The sequence below is a fragment of the Streptomyces pratensis genome, assembly GCF_016804005.1.
In the GTDB taxonomy this organism is placed as follows: Bacteria; Actinomycetota; Actinomycetes; order Streptomycetales; family Streptomycetaceae; genus Streptomyces; species Streptomyces pratensis_A.
The window spans coordinates 6,786,359-6,807,498 of sequence record NZ_CP051486.1; the positions used below are offsets into that span (position 1 = coordinate 6,786,359).

A 21,140-nucleotide genomic window follows, 5' to 3' on the forward strand; every position below is an offset into this window, starting at 1 on the left:
CGGACCTGACAGGTTTCCGTGGAGCCCACACCAGAAAACGCGCTCACCCCCACAGTGGCGAGCCTTCAGGACAGGAGGCGTTTCACCATTTCCTGCCCGTCCACCCTGATTGCGACGGAGTCACAGATCAATGGAGGGCATGCAGCTCGTTCATGGGGAATGGGGCACCCCACCGCTTGAGGTAGCCGGATTCGCCAACCTCGGACAGAAGCCGTTCAGCCATCGCGCGTACCCCATCCACAAAGTCGCTCGTGGAGACGCGCCCGGCCCATCTGAGTTTCCCGCCGGCCCACCGATTAATCTCGGATTGCAGGTCATCGAAAGAGACGATCTGCACGTAGACTTCGTCCACTGCACCGGAGAAGAAGACTCGCGTCCCTCCTGGCTCATCCAGGAAGTGTGAAATGGACGAGCCGGACCCGATCTGGAGGTCCCGCGCGGACTGCAGAAGACTTTTCAGCGCATCACCTACATACGTGGTTCCAATCTCCAATTCCTCACCTCCAGGGCTCCAGTACCATACGGCATTCCCAGGACCCGTAAGCTGCCAGCGCATATTGTTCCTCTTCTCCACTCGAGCGATTCTCACCTGGGGTAGGCGGTACGGATCGACCCGTCCGGATTTACGATTACTTCGACGATGTAAAGAAGTTCCGGGGAGCTCCCTTGGGTGGAGCCGATCGGGTAATCGAACTCCAGAGTATGTATGAGCCCGTCTCGAGGCAGTCCAGTCTGAGGGTCATTCGTGTTGGGCTTCCCTTTTGTGTTCCGCACTGTATCGATAATTAGATCACCGATCTCGTCCGGATCCATGTACCCCGAAAACACCGTCTTGTCTATCGAGGCACCAGGGCTTCCGTCAACGTGGTTGTGAAGGGCATGCTGGAATCCGTCGCCCTCGAAAAGCGGATCGCACACCGAATTGTGCACAAGGACCGCAGTCACACCTGCAAGCACATAGAAGGTGTGGATCTCTTCAACGGTGAGGTTGTAGGTCGCCCGCCACTGAACGAAGGACCGGTTTTCCTCCACTTGTACCGTGGCCCCACCACGACTCAGGAGGGTCATACCCGGCTGGAGTGCACCGGCTTCAATCCAGCGCCGCTGCGACGGGCTCCAAAACGGGTGCTCGTATGTCGCCGTCAGCGTCTCGCGTCCGGCACTCGTAGCCAGAGTGAGTTCGTTGAAAGCCTTGTCGTCCTCAGTGACGATCTGCCGGGTAACCTCGCGGATAGCTGTTCGCGAGGTAACAGGATCTGTAGCGATCACCTTGTCGCCCGGCCGAACGGCTTCTATATTCTTTGAGGAGCCGTCCCCCATAAGAACCTTGGTGCCGGCAGGGAAGCATTTGGAACAGCCGCGCTTGAGGAGTTTGAGGGCGTCGACTGCCTTGTCCAGTGCCTTGAGTTTGGCGCCGACGAGGACGTCCGCTGCGAGTGTCCAGCAGTTTTCGAGGTCCTTGTTCTTCATGCAGGCTTCGAGGTCGCTGAGTCCAGCGAGTGCTTTGGCGCCGTCCCACAGCTCGTCCATGGCTTCGCCGAACTCGTCGCCCTTGGACAGGATGCTGCAGTAGATCTCGTTGTGCTGGCACCAGCGGACGAATTCCTGCGGATCGCAGGGGATAATCCCCTGGCCGCAGCGGTAGAGCGCCGCGGCCCGTTGACCGGCTTCGTTCTTCTCCTTCTCCGCGACCGCGGCCTTGCGCCGGGCTTCTTCTTCCTGGCGCTGCTTGGTGACCGCGATGGAGAACGCCTCGGTAGCCGCAGCGAGTGCGGCTGCCGCGTCCTTGCCCGCGGCAAGCTCCGACAGGCGTGCCTGGTCGGCGGAGTATGCGGCGTTGGAGGCGTGGACCTGGGCCAGTTCCGAGGAGAGGGTGGCGTCGGCTGCGGAGCTGGCGGCGTCGGTCGCTGCGATGTCGGCGCTGTTGGCCGCGTCGCGTGCGGTTTTCGCGGAGGCGGCGGCGGATGCGGCGGATGCCGAGGCATCCTTGGCGTGCTGGGCCGCCTCGTCGGCGTAGTCCTGTGCCTTGCCGGCGGAGTCGCTGGCCTTCTTGGCCCAGTCCTCGGCCTCTGCGGCCGCCTTGCGGGCGATGGCCGCGACCTTCTGGGCGGTGGCGGCGTTCTGCTGGGCGGTGGCCGCGATCTTCGCCGCGTCCGCGATCATCTTCTGGACCTGCGCCACGTGGGTGGCGTTGAGCAGGTCCTGGCGCTGGGCCTTGTACTGGCCGGTGGCGATGAAGGCGTGCAGGGTCTGGTCGGAGCCCTCCAACGCGATGCGGGCCGCGCCCTTGACCTCCGGGCCCCCGGAGGAGACCAGCTGTGCTGCCCGCACCCGTTCGTCCTGGGTGCGGGCGGTGAACTGGGTGTCGCTCAGGAAAGCGTCGTACTTCTTCGGATCACTGGTGGCCAGGGCCGCCCGGCCGGCTTCGGCCAGGATCGGTCCGGCGCCGTCGATGGTCTGGGCGATCAGGACGCGCATGTTCTCGGCTCCGGCCTGGTACTGGCCGTTGTCGATGAACGCGGTGACGGCGGTGGCGTCGCCGTCCAGGGCGGTCTCGGCCGCTTCCCGTACCTCCTTGGCCACGCTCTCTTCCGCGAGGCGTTCGACGTAGGAGCGGTCGTCCTGCTCCTTCGCCGTGCTCCAGCCGTTGCGGAGGTAGTCGATCACCACCTCGTCGGGTCCCGCGAGGGCGGCCTCGGCTGCGGCCCGGCCCCAGGCGGTGCCGTTCTTCATCGTCAGGACCGCAAGGTCACGGCCCTGACCGGCAACCGCCGCGAGGTCGGCGCCGGGCTCAGCGGCCAGTGCCACCAGGCGGTTCCGCTCGGTGTCACGGTCCTTGGCCGCCTGCTTCAGTTCGGCCAGGCCTACGGTGCGGGCCTCGTCGGCCTCCTTCTGGTCCCGGGCGCGCTCGATCCCCCCGTTGGTCCGCCCCAACAGTTCCTCGGTCTCGACCTCGCGCGCGAGGGTGTAGACCTTCTGGGCGGTGGCCACCGCTGCGGTCGCGGCGTTCGCGGCAGTGGTAGCCGCGTCGGCGTGCAGGGTGGACTTGCCGGCCGCTTGCGCGGCGTCACCGGCGTGCTCGGCCGCGTCATCAGCCGCCGCGGCCGCGTTGTTGGCGTGTGTGGCCGCCGACCTGGCGGCGGCACCGGCCTCGCGAGCGGCAACAGCGGCCTTGCGGGCCAGCGCCTCGGCGGCGGCCGCGGCACGGTTGGCCTCCGCCGCGTGACGCTTCGTCGCCGCAGCTGCGGCACGCGCCTGGGCAGCAGCCGCGCCGGACTGCCCGGCGAGATTACCGGCCTCGATCGCAGCATTGGCCGCGATGTCCGCGTTGGCCCCCGCGCTCGCGGCGGCATGCGCGGCGTCGCCGGCCGCGTCGGCCGCGATCGCCGCCTGATCCGAGGCATCGGCGGCCAGCGCCGCACCCTTGCCGGCATTGCGGGCATTCTCCGCAGCCTCACGCGCCGCGGCGGCGTTGCCGGCGTCCACAGCGGCGCCTGCGGCCGCGTTACGGGCGCGCGACGCGGCCTGCGAGGCACCGGCCGCAGCGGCAGCGGCCTGGGAAGCGGCGTTCGCCGCGACACGCGCGGAATTGTTCGCGGCACGCGAAGCATCGATCGCCGTCTGCGCGGCGGCGGCAGCCTGCGAAGCAGCCTTGGCAGCCCGGCCCGCGGCCCGGGCCGCCTCTTCGGTGTCGTCCTTCGCCTCCCCGGCCTCCTTCGCGGCCCTCAGCGCCGCTTCCTTCGCCAGCCTCGAAGCCTCCACCGCCTTGGCGGACTCCGCCTTCGCAGCCGCCGTCTCCGCGGCAGCCTGCCGACCGGCTTCCTTCGCCTGCGCGGCCAACTGGGCGACTGTCGCCTGCTCCTGGTCCTTGTCCCGGGCGACGAACTGCCCGACCGTCAAGAACTCCCGGATGTCATCGGCTCCACCGCTCAACGCCAGCCGGCCCGCAGCCCGCACATTCGTGCCGCCCACACCGATGACCTGGACGAGCTGCACCCGCTCGTCCTGCTCACGCTGAACGAACTGCCCCTCCTTCAGGAACGCAGCCACATCCTCCGCCGAACCCGCCAGCGCGGCCCGACCCGCATCCTGGACAACCGGCCCACCCGCATCGATGACCTGCGCCACCCGAACCCGCTGGTCCTCCTCCATCGGAGCTTCCCAGCCCGTCCGGAGGAACAGCCGCAACTCCGTAGGGGTACCCGCAAGCGCCTTACGGGCTGCGGCCAGCAACTCTGAGCCCCCGACCGATGCGACCTGGGCCGCTGATACCCGGTCGTCTTGGAGTGCGATCCCGTCCACCGCGGTGAGAAACGCCACCACGTCGGTCTCGCTCCCGGCCAGAGCCGCTTCGGCAGCCGCTTTGACCCCCGGTCCCCCGGACTTCCACAGGTTGACTATCCGGCCGCGGTCAGTTGGAGCGGTCGCGACGCCCCCTGCCAGGTCTGGTGTTCCATCCTCAGCCACTGAGGGCGGAGAGCCCAGCAGGCCGAACGTGAGGGCAAGGGACAGCAGGCCCAGGACAAGGACGCGTATCGCGCCACGTATGCCCCTCCGCTGATCAGGGCGGGTGAATCTTCGCTTCACGGATTTTCCGTTTCTGATGTCGGCAACTTCCGTTACCGATCTCCGAATACGACGCCGCGATCGTAGAGGAAAACCACACACGTCAAGCCTCAACTGCCCCCTTTCGCGAACCACGGGAGAGCGCAAGGAGCAGCGATTTTAGGTTTTTTTGTTGACTTGAAGCGTTCACATACCTTCACCCTGGACGCCCCCGCGCACAGCAGAGCACGAGGAGCAGGCGAACAAGAAGCACCGAACGAAACGCAACATTGGCCGCAATCATGGACACTTGATCAAGCGGCCATAACCGGAGATCGTGCACTATAACGGAAAATTTGTCTGCAAAGTTTTTGGTTGACGTACCGTCACCCAACAGCTAGATTGCACTTACACCTTTACTCTTTCTACACAAACATCTGGGCGGGGGGCCTCCGGATTCGCAGGCTGTCACGCCTGAAAGGAATACCGGTGGCTTTCCGCACGCGCGCATTTTTTGTTTCAGGGGCTATAGGCGCCCTGGCGGCACTGATCGGGGTACCGCTCGCTTTCGCCGCCGAGACCTCCGGGACCACCGCGTCCGCAGTGAGTGAAGAGGCCCCGCCGTCGGCGGTGGAGGACTTCTCCTACCCCGGCGCCGCCGGAATCCTGGCGGCCAAGGGAATCGAGCTGAAGAAGGGCGACGGCAACATCCTTCTCGCCGACTGCGACCTGGCGGCCGACCAGATCAGGGTCATGACCGTCAAGGACGACACCGTCGGCCGCGCCGGCACCTACTGCTTCCAGGCCACCGGCGCCACGGGATACATCACGCTCTCGCTCCCCCGGGTGTTCGCCCTGGAAGCCGCCGACCATCCCATCAGCGCCGACCTCACCGCCAACGGTGAGACGACCATCGTCGATGTCGCCCAGAACGGCTTCGAGTCCGTCGGTGAAGGCACCATCGGCGGCGCCCGCTCGGTGCTCGTCGAGATACGCGTTGCCGGGTGACCTGGCGTCAGTCCAGCCCCTCCTCCGCCAGTTCTCCGTGCACAACCATATGAAGGGCCTTCACGTGCCTGTCAAACCCCCTCGTAAAGCGCGGGCCGTATCCTTGCTGGCCGCCACGGCCGCAGTCGGCGCACTCACCCTCACCACCCCGGCTCAGGCTGTCATCGGTGACGCCGTCGCCGACAACACCTACGCCTTCACCGCGAAGATCCAGATCGGTGAAGGCGACACGGCCCGCGCCTGCACCGGCTCCCTCGTCGACGCCCAGTACGTCCTCACCGCCAGCAGCTGCTTCGCCGCCGCCGGACAGCCCGCCTTCCCGATACCCGCCGGCGCGCCGGCCGAGAAGGCCACGGCAACCATCGGCCGCACCGACCTGAACAGCACCGCGGGCAAGGTCGTCGAGATCAGCGAACTGGTCCCCCGCGCGGACCGCGACCTGGTGATGGCCAAGCTCGCCACTCCGGTCACCGACATCGCCCCCGTCCTCCTCGCCGCCACCCCGCCCACCGCGGGTGAGACGCTGCAGGCCGTGGGCTACGGCCGCACCAAGGCCACCTGGGTGCCCGACCGTCTGCACGCCGGTGCGTTCACCGTGACGCAGGCCGATGCCACCACCGTCGCCGTCACCCGGGACGGCGGCAGCATCTGCAAGGGAGACGCCGGCGGCCCCGCGCTGCGCGAGACGAACGGCAAGGCCGAGCTCGTCGCCGTGCACAGCGCGTCCTGGCAGGCCGGCTGCCTCGGCTCCGAGGAGACCCGCACCGGCGCCGTGGAGACCCGCCTCGACGACATCACCGACTGGGTGCAGCAGGTCCGCGCCCTGCCCGGTGAGTCGCAGGTCGCCTCCGGTGACTTCAACGCGGACGGCAGGGAGGACATCGCCGCCTTCTACGACAACGGCACCTCCCCCGAGGGCAAGAACCGGTCCTCGCTGTTCGCCTTCTACGCCACCAGCACCGGCTTCGCCGCCCCCAAGAACGTATGGAGCACGCCCGGCGGCTTCACCTGGGACAAGAGCAAGCTGACCGCTGGCGACTTCGACGGTGACGGCAAGGACGACGTCGCCGTCTTCTACGACAGCGGATTCTCCGACACCGGGGCGGTCTCCTCCCTCTACACGTTCAACAGCACCGGCACCGGCTTCAAGGCCCCCCGCAAGACATGGACCACCACCGGTGGCTTCAACTGGGCCGTCAGCAAGGTGACCTCGGGCGACTACAACGGAGACGGCAAGGACGACGTCGCCGTCTTCTACGACAACGGATCCTCCGACACCGGCGCCGTCTCCTCCCTCTACACCTTCACCAGCAACGGCACCGACTTCAACAACCCCCGCAAGACCTGGACCACCCCCGGCGGCTTCACCTGGTCCGCCGGCCAGGTCACCTCGGGCGACTACAACAAGGACGGCAAGGACGACGTCGCCGTCCTCTACAACGGGGGCAAGTCCGCCGACGGCAAGTTCATCTCCTCCCTGTACACGTTCACCAGCGACGGCACCCTCTTCAACAACCCCCGCAAGTCCTGGACCAGCAGCGGATCCTTCAACTGGAGCGCCAGCAAGCTGACCTCAGGCGACTACAGCGGCGACGGCCGGGCCGACATCGGCATCCTCTACAACCGCGGCACCACGACAGAGGGCGTCCACCAGTCCGCGCTCTTCACCCTCACCGGCGACGGCACCGACTTCGCCGCACCCCGTGAGGTCTGGACGAGCACCGGGTCCTTCAGCTGGGCCGTCAGTCAGGTCGTCAGCGGCGACTTCGACAACGACGGCAAGGACGACATCGGCGACCTCTACCGCTCGGGAACGACCGCCGACGGCCGACGCATCGACTCCCTGTTCTCCTTCACCAGCACCGGGACCGGCGTCAAGGCGCCCGTCAGGCACTGGAGCGGCAGCGTCGTCTGACGCCTGCACGCAGGCCGGTGCCCCGGACCCGCCACGGGCCCGGGGCACCGGCACGGGCTGACGCAGCCGAGACCTGACCACCCTTCGCCTGAGCCTCTCAAGGAATCGACGTGCCCCTCAGAACCTCCCGCAGAGTGCGGGCGACATCCCTGCTGGCCGCCACCGCGGCGGTCGGCTCCCTCACCCTCGCCTCACCGGCCCAGGCCGTCATCGGTGACGCGGTCGCCGACAAGACCTACACCTTCACCGCCAAGATCCAGATCGGCGAAGGCGACGCCAGCCGCGCCTGCACCGGGACCCTCGTCAACAACCAGTGGCTGCTCACCGCGGCCAGCTGCTTCGGCGACGACCCGGCCTCTCTCGTCGCCGGTGCCCCGGCGCTCCCGTCCACCGCGACCATCGGCCGGACCGACCTCACCTCCACTGCGGGACACGTCCGGGCGATCACGCAGCTGGTGCCCCGCACGGACCGTGACCTCGTGCTGGCCAAGCTCGCCACCCCGGTCGCCGGCCCCTCCTTCCTGCACCCGGCGACCGCCGTCCCCGTTGCGGGCGAATCCCTGACGGGCGCCGGCTACGGCCGGACAGCGGACACGTGGGTCCCCGACTCGCTCCATGCCGGAGCCTTCAGCGTCGGCACGGTCGAGACCACCACGGTCGGCATCGACGGCACCCCCGTATGCAAGGGCGACAGCGGTGCGCCCGTCTTCCGTGAGAAGAACGGCCGTCCCGAGCTCGTCGCGATCGCCAGCAGGTCGTGGCAGGGAGGGTGCCTCGGATCGGAGGAGACCCGCACCGGCGCCGTCGCCAGCCGGGTGGACGACATCCGGGCATGGATCACGGAGAGCACTGCCTCCACCCTGAACGTCTGGAACCTTCAGATGCTCACCAAGACCTCCAGCGGCCTGTACCACGCCATGCGCAACAGCAACGGTGACTGGACCTCCTTCGCCAACGTGGAGACCGTCGCCGGCCCGGTCGACGACATACAGTTCGCCGCCGACGCCGCCATCAAGGGCAAGAACTACGTCTTCGCCGTGGGCGGCAACGGGCACCTCTACCAGGCGAACCGCCGCGTGACAGGTGGCTGGGCCGCCTTCCGCGATCTGACGGCCGAACTCGGCGACAAGCCCGGTCTCACCCGCATAGCCGTGACGTCCACGGGCACCGGTCTCGCCCTGGTGGGTCTTGCCAACGGGCGGGTCTACCACGCGACGCAGGACGCCAGTGAGGTCTGGTCGAAGTGGGGCGACGTCACCGCCAAGCTCGGCGTGCTCGGCAATGCCACCCAGGTCACCGTCGCGCACACATCCGGTGGTCAGAGCCAGGTCGGCGTCGCCGCCGACGGCAAGGCCTACCAGGGCATCAGGGCGTCCGACGGCACGTGGAGCAGTGGCTGGACCCGTGTCCACGACCTGGGGACAGGCCTGACCTCGGCGGTCAACGGCATGTCCTTCGCCAGTGTCGCGGGAGACCTCCAGGTCGTCATCACCAGTGTCACCGGCGAGAAGAAGCACGCCATCCGCAAGGCCGACGGCACCTGGAGCAAGTTCGGCGACCTCGGTGACGAACTCGGCCGGGACGTCACCGTCGGGGTGGACGCCACCGCGGTCAACGGCGAGCTCCAGGCAGCCGTCGTCACCACGGACGGGAAGATCAAGCACACCGTGCGCCACGCCGACGGCAAGTGGGACGCCACCGAGCAGGTCGTCGGCTACCCCGGCACCCCCGGAACCGTCGCGGTGACCGGCAGCAGCCAGTAACCGCAGTTGCATCGCATACGAGTTCCGCTCCCACAGCCGTATCCGGCGGCACCGCCGGATAACCGTGAACAGCCCTGATACCGGTCGGTGCGACAGCGCTGCAGGACCGACACCGGCGAGGGGCCCTGCAGCAAGGCCCGGGTCTGCGACAAGCAGGCCCGGCCCCGTCCGCTCTGACGTCCAGTCGAGGAACACAAGTGAACTTCAGACACTCTCAAACGGTGCGTGCGCTGGCGCTGCTGTCGGCCACAGCAGCCGTAGGCGCGCTCACCCTCACTTCCCCTGCTCAAGCGATCGTCGGGACTCCGGTCACCGGCAGTACCTACGCCTTCACCGCGCAGATCGAAATCGGTGACGGCGACACCAAACGGGCATGCACCGGAGCCCTCGTCGACGCCCGGTGGGTCCTTACCGCGAGCAGCTGCTTCACCGGCGGTACCACCGAGCTGCCCATGGGCAAGCCGGCACTGAAAACGGTGGCCACGATCGGTCGCGCCGATCTGAACGCCACCGGGGGCCACGTCAGCGAGATCGTCGATCTGGTGCCACGGCCAGGACGCGATCTGGTCATGGCCCGCCTCGCCACCCCCGCGACCGGCATCACCCCGGTAGCAGTGGCCACCACCCCCGTCGCCGCGGGCGACACCCTCACAGCTGCCGGATACGGCCGCACGAAGACCGAATGGGTGCCTGACAGGCTCCACACCGCGGCCTTCACCGTCGACACCGCCGGCGCCACCGAACTCGCCATCACCGGCAAGACCGCCGCCGATGCCATCTGCAAGGGCGACACCGGCGGCCCCCTGCTCCGCACAACCAACGGAAAGCCCGAACTCGTCGGCGTCAACAGCCGCTCATGGCAGGGCGGCTGCTTCGGCGAGACCGAGACCCGCACCGGCGCGACAGCCGCCCGGGCCGACAACACCGTCCTCGGCTCTCGGCTCAGCCCTGGTCAGCGCCTGCTCCCCGGCGAGACTCTCGCCTCCGCCTCGGCCAAGCTGACCATGCAGACCGACGGCAACCTGGTCATCACCTCCAACGCGGGCAAGGCCCTCTGGTCCACCGGAACCACCGGCGCCGGCGCCACCGCCATGCTGAACACCGACGGAAACCTCGTCGTCCGCAACTCCGCCGACACCGCCAACCTCTGGGAAGCCGGGACCTCTGCCTCTGGCGGCACCGCAGTCCTCCAGGACCGCGGCAACCTCGTCGTACTCAACGCACAGGCCCAGTCCGTATGGTCGAGTGGCACGGCCATCCGCCACGACTACAACGGCGACGGCCGCAGCGACATGGCTGCTTGGTACAACTACCCCGACGGCCGAGACGCGATCCACAGCTTCCTCGGTGGCACCGACGGCGCCATCGCCAAGCCCTTCAAGTCCTACGACGTCGCGGACGGCGTCTGGGACACGAAGGCGATGAAGTACATCACCGGTGACTTCAACGGCGACGGCCGTGGCGACATGGCCGTACTCAAGGGCTACAGCGACACCAGCGTCAAGCTGTGGGTCGCGCTCGGCAGGGCCGACGGCGGTTTCGGCACCCCGTACACCGCTTGGAGCGCTCCGGCCGGCAGCTTCCACATCAGCTACATGACTCCCCAGGCAGGCGACTTCAACGGTGACGGCCGCGACGACATGGCTGCTTGGTACAACTACCCCGACGGGACCACCAAACTCTGGACGTTCACCAGCACCACCACAGGCACTTTCGCCGCACCCTTCAGCTCCTGGTCCGCCCCCACAGGCAGCTGGCTGCGCACCCGCACCAAGTTCATCACCGGCGACTTCAACGGTGACGGCCGCGACGACCTGAGCGTCTTCTACGGCCAGGGCGACGACACGGTGAAGACCTACGTCTTCCCGGCCGCTGCCAACGGAGGTTTCGCCGCTCCCGCCACGTGGTGGCAGAGCACCTCCCTGGACTGGAACCGAACCACTCCGCACTCCGGCGACTTCAACGGCGACGGCCGTGACGACGCGCTGGTCTGGTACGACTACGCGGACGGCAGCGACAAGACGTCCACGATGCTGTCCGAGAAGGTCGACGGCAAGGACCGATTCGGTTCCGCCAAGCTCACGCTCAACAGCCCTCCCGGCAATCTCGACGTCAGCCGCATGCAGTTCGTCACGGGCGACTACGACGGCGACGGCCGTGACGACCTCGCCACCATGAACCACCAGGCTGACGGCACCGTGAAGATGTGGACCTGGACGGCCCGGGCCGACACCCTGTTCAACGGCGGCCTCGCCGGCTGGAGCGCCCCCGCCAGCAGCTGGGCCTTCGCCTCCGCACAGTTCTTCAGCACCTACAACAACTGATACAGAAGTGGCCCTGTGCGGCTGCTCCGGCACACTTCAGCTGCCGGAGCAGCCGCACAGGTGCTACCACGTAGGGACCCGCCGGGGCCGGCAACGCACGGCCCGCCCCGCAGACGCCTCAGGCGGCTGTGCCGCGAGCGAGCGGCCTGCGGAAGGTACGCGCCAACCAGCGGAACGCGTCCCGGGCGGCCCCGAGAGCCTCACCTGGCGCTCGGCACCCGTGACGCCCAGTACGCTGCTCTGCAGATCGTCCAGGGGTGGCCGGCACGGCCCACCCCACGCACATGGACGGCTCGTCGAGGGGGCGTCCACCCTGGACGAATTCCCCGCACTCGAAGATGGTGACCACATGCCGGCGGGCCTGATATCCGCGCGAGAAACCCGTGACCGGCTCCCCTCGCTGACCGGACTGCGCTTCTGGGCAGCTCTGGCGGTCGTTCTCTATCACCTGTCGCGGCAGACGGGAAAGTTGCCCTGGATCAGCGACCTGACCTGGTACGGGCGCAGTGGCGTCACCTTCTTCTTCGTGCTGTCGGGCTTCGTGCTGGCTTGGACGTACGACGGGAAGGCCGTGCCTCCCAGCGTCTTCTTCTGGAGGCGCTTCGCCAGGATCTGGCCTCTGCTGGCCGTATCCGTCGTCGCCTCCGTCGCGGTATGGCGTGTCATGGGGACCGAGGTCTCCCTCCGGGGTGTCGTCGCCACACTGGGCCTGGTCAATTCCTGGACGCCCGAGCACCAGTACCTCGTGGGCGGCAATCCCGCCGCCTGGTCGCTCAGCGACGAGGCCTGGTTCTATCTCCTGTTCCCGCTGGTGATGATGCTGCCGCTACTCCGCTCGCCACGCGGAAGAACGTGGTGTGCCATCGCGCTGTGCGCCGCCTCGGTGGCCGTCTGGGCATCCGGCGCGCTGTTCGACGATCCGGCGATCCGGCTCTGGGCACTCGACTACTTCCCGCCGACACGCACCCTGCAGTTCGTCCTCGGTGTGGTCCTGGGCCTGGCGGTCAAGCGCGGGTGGCGCCCCCCGGTGCGGCTCCCGGTGGCGATCGCACTCGTCCTGGCCGGCCATCTCGCGCTGATCCCCTGGTCGCGCGCTGTCCCGGACGGCTTCTGGTACAGCCCGTACAGCGCCTCGCACCTGCTGTCCGCGCCGCTCTTCGCCCTTCTCGTGGCCGCGGCGGCGGCAGCTGACCTCGAGGGCCGCAGGACAGGGCTCGGCGGCTCCTGGATGATCCGGCTCGGGCACTGGTCCTTCGCCTGGTACCTGTTCCACGAGATCGTGATCAGATCGCTCGTCGGTCATCTGGGCCGGCCGGAGACGCAGGCCGAAACCCTGAAGATCTGGCTGCTCGCGCTGGGGATCAGCCTGGTCGTCGCGGCCATGGCCTATCACTGGGTGGAACACCCACTGGAACGCCTGCTCCGCCGCCTGGGGCCGGGCGGGGGCACAGGTTCCCGTCGTCCCGCCAGGAGACCGCGGCACGAGACGCTCAAGTCGGCCGCGTCGAGTGCGGCACCGCCGACCGGGGAGAAGTAGGACTTTCCCAGCGCTCCCACCCGGGTGGAACGGCGTTTCCAGGCAGGCCTGCCGTGCGGTACCGCTCCGGCAGGCGGTGGCCGGCGGCCACACGTCCACAGGGGGATCGGCACACAGCCGCCTCACCCCAGCTCGTATGCTCTCGACAAGTCCGCTCTCCGGAAGGTATGACACGTGAACTACAGGGTTCAGCCCACCGCACAGGTCGACGACAGTGCCGAGATCGGCGCCGGCAGCAGCGTGTGGGAGCTCGCCCAGATCCGCGAGGGGGCCAAGCTCGGCGAGGGCTGTGTGGTGGGCCGGGGAGCGTACGTGGGTACGGGCGTGCAGATCGGTGACAACGTCAAGCTGCAGAACTACGCCCTGGTGTACGAGCCTGCCGAGCTCGGCGACGGTGTCTTCGTCGGTCCTGCCGTGGTCCTCACCAACGACCACAACCCGCGCTCGGTCGACCCCGACGGCAAGCAGAAGCGCGGCGGCGACTGGGAGGCCGTCGGTGTGAAGGTCGCGGAAGGCGCTTCTCTGGGCGCCCGCTCCGTCTGTGTCGCTCCCGTGCTGGTCGGACGCTGGGCAATGGTGGCGGCCGGCGCCGTCGTCACGAAGGACGTACCGGACTTCGCGCTGGTGGTCGGCGTCCCGGCACGGCGGATCGGCTGGGTCGGACGGAGCGGACAGCGCCTCACCGAGAGGACGGGCGAGCCCGGGACCTGGGTCTGCCCGCAGAGCGGCGAACTGTACGAGGAGCGGAACGGCGTTCTGTCGGAGCGCCGGGCCTGACCCCCCGGGAGGCCGGATTCCTCGCTCTGGCGACGAGCGGAAGTCCCGGCTGGGTGTGTCTTCCGTCCGGCCCCCTGAAGGAACCGTCTCATCAAGCTGTTCACAGGCTCGGCCGCCGGTTGCCGGTCCGCACGCGTCACCCTGCGACGCCCCGCCCGAACCCGCTGTGCGTCCATCGGCGGAGGGCGCCCCGACCGGCCGGCCCGAGCCCCGGCGGCAAGTGCCTACGGCGCTTCTGTCAGCGTCTCGTCGCGGTGCGCCCGCGATAAGCTGGCCCCCGCTGCGCCGCACGGATGTGCGACCTTCTTGATAACGCCTCTATATGATCATCAGGGCGCAGAGTGAACGTGCGAAGGGATTCAAATGAATAGCCACGTGCTCTATCTCGCACACGGCAGTTACCGAGTGCGAGCGGCACGCGAGCACGTGAAAAGCCTGGCGGGTTCCGGCGATCGGGTCCTGCTGGTGGTACCGGCCACAGAGAGCTGGGCGGAGGCCGTCGCGGAGCTGGAGACCCTTGACAACGTCGAGATCGTCCAGCTCACCCCGGACAAGAAGGGATCGCTGCTGAAGGCAGCGAAGAAGTTCGTCCTGGCCAGGAAGGGGCCCGCCGCTTCCGTCGACACGGTGGTCGCGGGCGACGCCCAGGCCCTGCCGACAGCCTGGATGCTGACGAAGCAGCGCCCCGACGTCACACTCCGCCTGGAGCCGTACGCTTCCGACGGCCGCGTCGCGGAAGCCGCCGACATCGCCGTGATCAGCCCGTGGTACCCGTCGCCGAACAATCCCTATGCGGGCGCCTTCGTGAAGGCGGCGACCCGCAGCGTCACCGACAAGTTCGACCGGCTTTCGATCATGCACACCGAGGACTGGTCCGGCCCTGCGGACGCCGCACTGAACGACGCGATCAAGATCACGACAGACCGTCTCCAGGACAACAGGGAACTCATCCCCGTTTTGGACACGCCTGAAGGAACTCTTCTGCGCGTCCCCGTTCCTCTCGTCCATCGGAAGAACTACAGCCCCTGGGTCACCGCTCAGGAAACGGCGTTGCGGAAGGCGCTGCCCGGCGGCCGGATCAAGGCCCCCGTCATCCATGCCCACGCCGGCATCTACGGTGGTGTGCTCGCCATGCGGCTGGCCCAGCCCGACGCCCGCATCGTGGTGACGGAACACGCGACATTCCTGAACAAGGTCTTCTCCCAGCCCGCCGCACGCGCTCTCTACCACGACGTGCTGGTTCGGGCCGACGCATTCCTCTGTGTCAGCACATACCTGCGCGATCAGATCGCGGCCGAATTCCCGGACGTCGCCGACAAGCTGCGAGTGGTCCCGAACGTCATCGATTTCGACTCGTTCTCCACGGGCTGCGACTACTCCCCGGAACTGCGCAAGTGGCTGTATGTCGGCCGACTGGTCAAGCACAAGGGGGTGGGTGAACTACTGGAGGCCTTCGCGCTGGTCGCGGGGAAGGACCCCCAGGTCACGCTCACCATGGTGGGCAGCGGCGCCATGGAGGAGGAACTCCTCATGCGCGCCACGGACCTGGGACTCGCCGGTCGCTTCACCGTTCTTCCCCCGGTGACGCCGGACGAGGTCAACGGACTGATGCACCGGCACGATCTGCTCGTGCACGCGAGCAAGATCGAGACCTTCGGGATGACCATAGTCGAAGCTGTCGCTGCCGGACTTCCCGTCCTCGTGACCCGGAGCTTCGGGCCGGAGGAGACGCTGTCCGGCATCGAGACCTTGGCCGGCTCGATGATGGAGGTCAGCGACGACCCTCAGGTCATCACCGACGCCTACTGGGAGCTTCGCGCACGCGCGGCAGAGCTCGATCTCCCTGCCGCCCGCCGAGTCCTCGAGCAGCGGTACGGCGCTCCTGCCGTGGCCCAGCAGTTGATGGACGTGTACCTGGACCGCCCGTCGGCCCCGACGGCTGTCAAGGCGCCGGGCGCCCCCGAGGTGGACGTCGCCGCGGCGGAGGAACCGCAGGCACCTGGCCTTTCCGCTCCCCTCGGGTCCGATAATGCGGAGACCTCCCCCGACCCACTTACCCAAGGGACCGAGCAGGTCGGCAGGGCTGTGCTGCTCGCGCTCGCACCTCCCAAGCCACGCCGTGTCGCGGACTTCGCGAACCACCTGCTGGAACGCGGTGTGCACGTCACAGTGGTGACCGCCAACAACTCCGCGTGGCGGCGCACCGGGCTGGACCCACGCGTGGCCATGGTCAGCATCGAGCAGGGTGAGAAGCGGCTGCTGATCCCCCGCGGTGAACGCTTCGTCGTCTACAAGGCACCGCGGGCCCTGCTCGGTAGAGCACGCAGGACGGCTCGGAAGCGGAGGACTGCCATCACCTCCGAACTCGCGGTCGCTGCCACGCAGCGGGTGCACACCAAGGCGGCCAACGCGTTCCACAAAAACGTGTTCAACCGCGGGTACCGCGAGGTGAGGCCGCAGTTGCTCGCCCGCATCGCCCGGCGCAAGGCACTTCCCGAACTCCGGCTGGACCTGACGGATCACGTGTTCGTCTGTGACATCAACAGCACTGTGACCGGCTGGAAGTGGGCCAAGTCGTACCCGAATCTCACGGTGACCACGAACCTGGACCGGACCATCTACGCGACACCGAAGGCCTGACAGCAACGGGTTGTGGGCCTGGGCTCCATTCCCGGGCCCACAGCCACAGCCGGTGAAAAAAGCGGAAAGCCGATGCCCGAATCATTGGATTCGGGCATCGGCTATTTGTCAGTACATTTCCGAGGCTATTCGGTGACCGGACGGCCCACGATTTCCCTCAGCCGTTCCTCGAACGGGATGAGGACTGCTTCGCGCGTGTAGATGTCAGCGTGCCTGCGCGCTGCTTCACGCTGCTCCGGCGCGAGATCCCTGGCGGCCTTTCCGGCCGCCACCATCGATGCGGCCAGGGCATCCACGTCGAGACCGTTCGCGTTGAACCACAGGGGATAGCCTTCGAGCACGTCTTGAGCGGCGATGTCAGGCGCGTGGACGGAAACGATGGGGTGCCCGAACGCCATGTACTCGAAGATTTTTCCGGAGGTCACGTACTTGCCGCCGCCGGCCAGGAAGACCAGAACATCGGCGTCCTCGTAGACCTGACCCACATCTGTCTTGGACACCGGGCCGCAGTAGCGCAGACCTGTGTCCTCCTCGCCACGCTCGCGGGCGGCGTCGTCGAGCCCGAGGCGTATCAGCAGGGATTGCGGGCTGTTCTTGAAGAAGCCCAGGTGGCCATGGATCTGCAGCTCGGCGTCGGCAAGCTCCGGGTGACGACGGGCCATCTTGAAGGCGTCAGCCATCTCCTCGACCGGCTGCTTGGCGGTCAGTGTGCCCAGGTAGGCGAATCTGAGCGGCCGCTGCGGCTGGTCGGTGGCGATCGGGGTCTCGTCCTGTTCCACCGTTCCGGCGTCAGGGATCACGTCGGCGTCCCAGCCGTTGGGCACCACCATCATGCGTTCCGCCACATCCGGGTAACGATCCGCGTGCCAGCCGCGCAGGGCTTCGTTCACGAAGACCGCGGCGGAGGCCTTCTCCAGGCACTTCCTTTCCCAGTTCCAGGCGATGTGGTCCTCAGGGAAGGCGGGCTCGTCCGTGAACAGGTCCAGTGTCCACGAATCGCGGTAGTCCATGACGAAGGGGACACCGGTGAGACGGTTGAACAGCCAGGCGGCGCCGAAGGAGGCGAACGGGTTTCCGGTCGCCACGACCACGTCGAAGCGCTTCCTGGCGTGCAGCTTCAGGCCGCGGGCCACCGACGCCCATGCCCACGAAGCGTAACGCTCGGGGAAGATCTTCTCCTGGCCGAACTCGTAGAAACGCTTCGCCATGAGCGGGAACGTACGACGCAACTTGCTGTAGCTGCGCAGGTCCTGCTGCCACGAGTACTGGTTCAGCGAGGGCCGCTCGACACGGATGCGGGGGTCGACCGTTTCCGAAAGCCCCTCGTCGACCGATCCGATGATGTCGTAGAGGAAGTCGAGTGGGGCGGCGCAGACCGTGACATCCCAGTCGTTCGCAGCCAGATGGTTAGCTGTTGCCCTGGCCCGGTACACGCCACTCGCACGAGACGGCGGGAAGTAGAAGGCCAGATACAGTACCCGGAGGCGTCGGCCACTACGGTTGTTCATCGAAGTCCCTATCGGAGGCGATCAGCGACTGCTGAGGGTTCGGGGTGCGTCGTAATCCAGGCCGTAGCAGACTCGCGGGGCGGCTTCGTCGCCCGCCCACGCATCCAGCAGCTGCACGGCGCGGGGCACGGAGAGCGCGTCACTCACGACCAGCAGGTCGAGCCCCCCACGTGCCTCGAAAACTGCGCGAACCATACGGGCCCGGGCATCCGGCCACAACCGGCGGTGGATCGGGACGAAGACTTTGCGGTGCAGCTTGCCCGCGACACCTCGCTCGTACGACTTGAGCGCTCGGCGCGCCCCGCCACGCAAGGGACCCCGTCCGACAGCCCGAACCGTCGCCCGCGGCGCCCTGTAGAGCACCGCGTGCTCCATCCGCCTCGGCAGATGGCGTGCCTCCAGTGCAGCCAGTGTCGTCACCACGACTCCGGGCGCGAACTGGGCACCGGCCCAGGACTGCTTCTTGCTTACGACCACCATGACCCGGGCACCGTTCGACACGGCCTCGGCTGACTCCTCCAGCACGGCGCGCTTCCGCGATCCGTCCAGAGCCAGGAACAGAACCTGCATGTCACTCCATCAATCGAGGGCGCCGGCGCGTTCGGTACCCTCGCTCCGGCCCTGCGCCGATGCGGGGAACCAGAGCCGGTAATGAGCTTCAGCGACGGCCTCGTAGCCGTAGCGGCCTGCCAGGACCTCCTGGGCGTGACGCAGATCCAGGCCGCGCTCGAAACGGTCGCGGAGCCTCCAGTAGCCCTCGCTGATCGACTCCGCGTCCTCCTCGACGTCGATGAGTTCGCCGGCATCGTCCTCTATCCCGGCCAGCGTCTCCTCGGGGCCGCCGCACCGGGTGACGAGGACCGGCATGCCCGCGGCCACCGCTTCCACCACGGTCATACCGAACGTCTCGTAGCGGCTGGGGTGCACCAGGAGATCGTGCTCCCGCATCAGCGTCAGCGCCTGCGCGGGCGGAACGGCTCCGAGGAATTCGACCGAGTCCGAGAGACCCAGTTCCGCGACCCGCTCCGTGAGCTGTGCCCGCAGTTCACCCTCGCCCACCATGGTGAGCTTCAGCTGGGGGTCCTTGGCGTGGCACTGTGCGAAGGCCTCGATCAGCCAGGCGACACCCTTGCGCGGGATCAGGCCGCCCAGGAACAGCCACCGGCGCAGGGCGGTGACCGGCGCGGTGCGCTGCGTGTCGAACGAGATGGGGTTCGGAATCTGCTGGATCTTGTCCGCGTGGTGCGGGAACTCCGCGGCAAGCACGTTCCGGATCGGGTCACCGACGGCGAAGAAGCCGTCGACCCGGTGCAGGAGCTCGTCGTACAGTTCGCGCGCTTCCGGTTCGGCCAGCACACGGTCCAAGTAGGTGGCGTGCTCGGTGACGAACACGCGGGCCCCGGGACGGGCGTTCTGCAGAGCCGCCCACCCCCCGGGAAGCCCGACATGCGCGTGCACCACGGGCGCGTCGATGGGCTTTCCGCCGAGAGCCGCGCGCAACTGCCGTTCGTGGTTCCGGGCCAGTGGCCCGAATTCTTGCGAACGCGGAGTGGTCACGGCGAGGTGCGCGAGTTGGGCACCCCCCACGGTCGGCACGGGCCGGACAGCGAGAGGGGCCAGGGTACGGTTGGCGGCTTCCACCACTTCCACCGTGTGCTGGTCCATCCGGGACACCCACGTGTCGCAGTGATAGACGACCATGCTGTCGCAGCCCGGAGCGGTCGCGTCGACCATCGCTTGGACGAACGCTCCTCGGAAAGGCAGCTGACGCGAGGGGTACCACGGCGTGACAACAGCCGCGTCCCGAGACGCTGCCTCACTCATTTATGACTTCTTCCCTAGCACAACCGGTAGTAAGACACTTTATCATCGGGGCGATTCCCAGCAGTAATCGCCTCTCGCCCGCAGTTGCGTCAAGCGGCACCCTGTAAAACACGTAGCCTGCCGGTATCCATCTCTGCAAGGAGCACAAACACCGTGAAGGTCCTTAGCGTCGTCGGGGCGCGCCCTCAGTTGGTCAAGCTCGCGCCGATCGCTGCAGCGTTCGCCGGAACCGGGCATCAGCATGTAATCGTGCACACAGGCCAGCATTACGACGCGGACCTGTCCGATGTCTTCTTCTCCGGCCTGGGCATCCCCGACCCGGATGTTCACCTCGGCATCGGTTCGGGCAGCCACGGCGCTCAGACCGGCGGAGTGCTCACGGCCATGGATCCGGTGCTCGAAGCCGAACGGCCCGACTGGGTTCTGGTGTACGGGGACACGAATTCGACGCTGGCCGGTGCGCTCTCCGCCGTCAAGATGCACCTTCCGGTGGCCCACCTGGAAGCCGGCCTGCGTTCCTTCAACCGCCGGATGCCGGAGGAGCACAACCGCATCCTCACCGATCACGCGGCCGACCTCCTCCTCGCACCGACACAGGAGGCCATGCGCCACCTCGCCGGCGAAGGGCTGTCCGCGCGCTCCGTGTTGGCCGGCGACGTCATGGTGGACGTGTGCCTGCGCATCCGGGACGCGGTCACGGCCGGTGAGCACCCGAAGCCCGTGCTGCCGGACGGCATCGACCCGGACGCCCCTTATCTGCTGGCGACCCTCCACCGGCCCGACAACACCGACTCCCCTGAGCGGCTCGCGGCTCTGCTCGACTCGCTGGCAGCTCTGCCCGTACCGGTGGCGCTGCTGGCGCACCCCCGCCTCGTCGCACGCGCCGAGGAACACGGCATCGACCTGAACCGCGGTTCCCTGCACGCCGGGAGGCCGCTCCCCTACGCCGGACTGGTGGCCGCGGTCATGGGCTCAGCCGGTGTGGTCACGGACTCGGGCGGACTGCAGAAGGAGGCCTTCCTCCTGGACCGCGTCTGCACGACCATCCGTCCGGAGACCGAGTGGGTGGAGACGCTTGAGGGTGGCTGGAACCAGCTGGTTCCCGACCCGCACCAGCTCTCGGCCTCCGCATGGGCCGACATCGCCCTGCGCCCCACGCCGGCCACGGACCGCGGCCTGCCCTACGGCGACGGCAAGGCAGCCGAGCACGTGGTCGAGCTTCTGGAACGCCACCGCCGCTGACCCGAAGCCCCGTGACGCGATACGTCCGCGCTCGTCGGAACGACGCGCGTCACGGGC

At 67.7% G+C, this 21,140-nt stretch carries 13 protein-coding genes; 8 read left to right on the plus strand and 5 right to left on the minus strand.

What is annotated here, in order from left to right; all coding sequences use genetic code 11:
- Positions 1–127: 127 nt before the first annotated feature.
- Together HED23_RS28405 and HED23_RS35765 are read right to left on the minus strand one after the other, a co-directional pair.
- Positions 128–574 carry a hypothetical protein gene (locus tag HED23_RS28405; RefSeq protein WP_203186211.1) on the minus strand — a complete coding sequence of 149 codons (447 nt, stop codon included), beginning with the start codon at positions 572–574 and terminating at the stop codon, positions 128–130.
- A gap of 11 nt (positions 575–585) precedes the next feature.
- Entirely contained in the window at positions 586–4,680 is a 4,095-nt protein-coding gene (locus HED23_RS35765; RefSeq protein WP_203186212.1) for a polymorphic toxin-type HINT domain-containing protein, read from the minus strand.
- 354 nt (positions 4,681–5,034) lie between these two features.
- On the opposite strand from HED23_RS35765, the gene HED23_RS28415 reads away from it, so the two are divergent.
- The 7 genes from HED23_RS28415 to HED23_RS28445 all read left to right on the plus strand — a co-directional run bounded on the left by HED23_RS28415 (position 5,035) and on the right by HED23_RS28445 (position 16,509).
- On the plus strand, positions 5,035–5,553 hold the full coding sequence (locus HED23_RS28415; protein ID WP_238442145.1) for a hypothetical protein: 519 nt from the start codon (positions 5,035–5,037) through the stop codon (positions 5,551–5,553).
- Between the two features lie 103 nt (positions 5,554–5,656).
- Complete coding sequence (locus tag HED23_RS28420) at positions 5,657–7,468, plus strand: FG-GAP-like repeat-containing protein (RefSeq protein WP_203186213.1); 1,812 nt, start codon at positions 5,657–5,659, stop codon at positions 7,466–7,468.
- A gap of 110 nt (positions 7,469–7,578) precedes the next feature.
- The gene (locus HED23_RS28425) at positions 7,579–9,231 is read left to right on the plus strand and encodes a trypsin-like serine protease (protein ID WP_203186214.1); all 1,653 of its coding nucleotides are present in this window, start codon (positions 7,579–7,581) and stop codon (positions 9,229–9,231) included.
- A gap of 197 nt (positions 9,232–9,428) precedes the next feature.
- Entirely contained in the window at positions 9,429–11,555 is a 2,127-nt protein-coding gene (locus HED23_RS28430) for an FG-GAP-like repeat-containing protein (RefSeq protein WP_238442146.1), read from the plus strand.
- Between the two features lie 349 nt (positions 11,556–11,904).
- Positions 11,905–13,092: an acyltransferase family protein gene (locus HED23_RS28435; RefSeq protein ID WP_203186215.1), complete on the plus strand. Its 1,188-nt coding sequence runs from the start codon at positions 11,905–11,907 to the stop codon at positions 13,090–13,092.
- A 174-nt stretch (positions 13,093–13,266) separates the two neighbouring features.
- Positions 13,267–13,869, plus strand: a complete 603-nt coding sequence (locus HED23_RS28440; RefSeq protein ID WP_203186216.1) for an acyltransferase — start codon at positions 13,267–13,269, stop codon at positions 13,867–13,869.
- Between the two features lie 363 nt (positions 13,870–14,232).
- The gene (locus HED23_RS28445) at positions 14,233–16,509 is read left to right on the plus strand and encodes a glycosyltransferase family 4 protein (RefSeq protein WP_203186217.1); all 2,277 of its coding nucleotides are present in this window, start codon (positions 14,233–14,235) and stop codon (positions 16,507–16,509) included.
- A 125-nt stretch (positions 16,510–16,634) separates the two neighbouring features.
- Here the strand turns inward: HED23_RS28445 and HED23_RS28450 are convergent, their stop codons facing one another.
- Genes HED23_RS28450 through HED23_RS28460 form a run of 3 tightly spaced genes read right to left on the minus strand, consistent with a single transcriptional unit; the run spans position 16,635 to position 19,751 of the window.
- Entirely contained in the window at positions 16,635–18,017 is a 1,383-nt protein-coding gene (locus HED23_RS28450) for a glycosyltransferase (protein WP_203186218.1), read from the minus strand.
- Positions 18,018–18,038: 21 nt separating this feature from the next.
- A complete protein-coding gene (locus HED23_RS28455) occupies positions 18,039–18,587 on the minus strand; it encodes a hypothetical protein (protein WP_203186219.1) in 549 nt (182 codons plus the stop codon).
- A gap of 9 nt (positions 18,588–18,596) precedes the next feature.
- Entirely contained in the window at positions 18,597–19,751 is a 1,155-nt protein-coding gene (locus tag HED23_RS28460; protein ID WP_238442147.1) for a glycosyltransferase family 4 protein, read from the minus strand.
- 243 nt (positions 19,752–19,994) lie between these two features.
- Between HED23_RS28460 and wecB the strand changes: the two genes are divergently transcribed.
- On the plus strand, positions 19,995–21,083 hold the full coding sequence (wecB, locus tag HED23_RS28465) for a non-hydrolyzing UDP-N-acetylglucosamine 2-epimerase (protein ID WP_203186221.1): 1,089 nt from the start codon (positions 19,995–19,997) through the stop codon (positions 21,081–21,083).
- Positions 21,084–21,140: the final 57 nt, after the last annotated feature.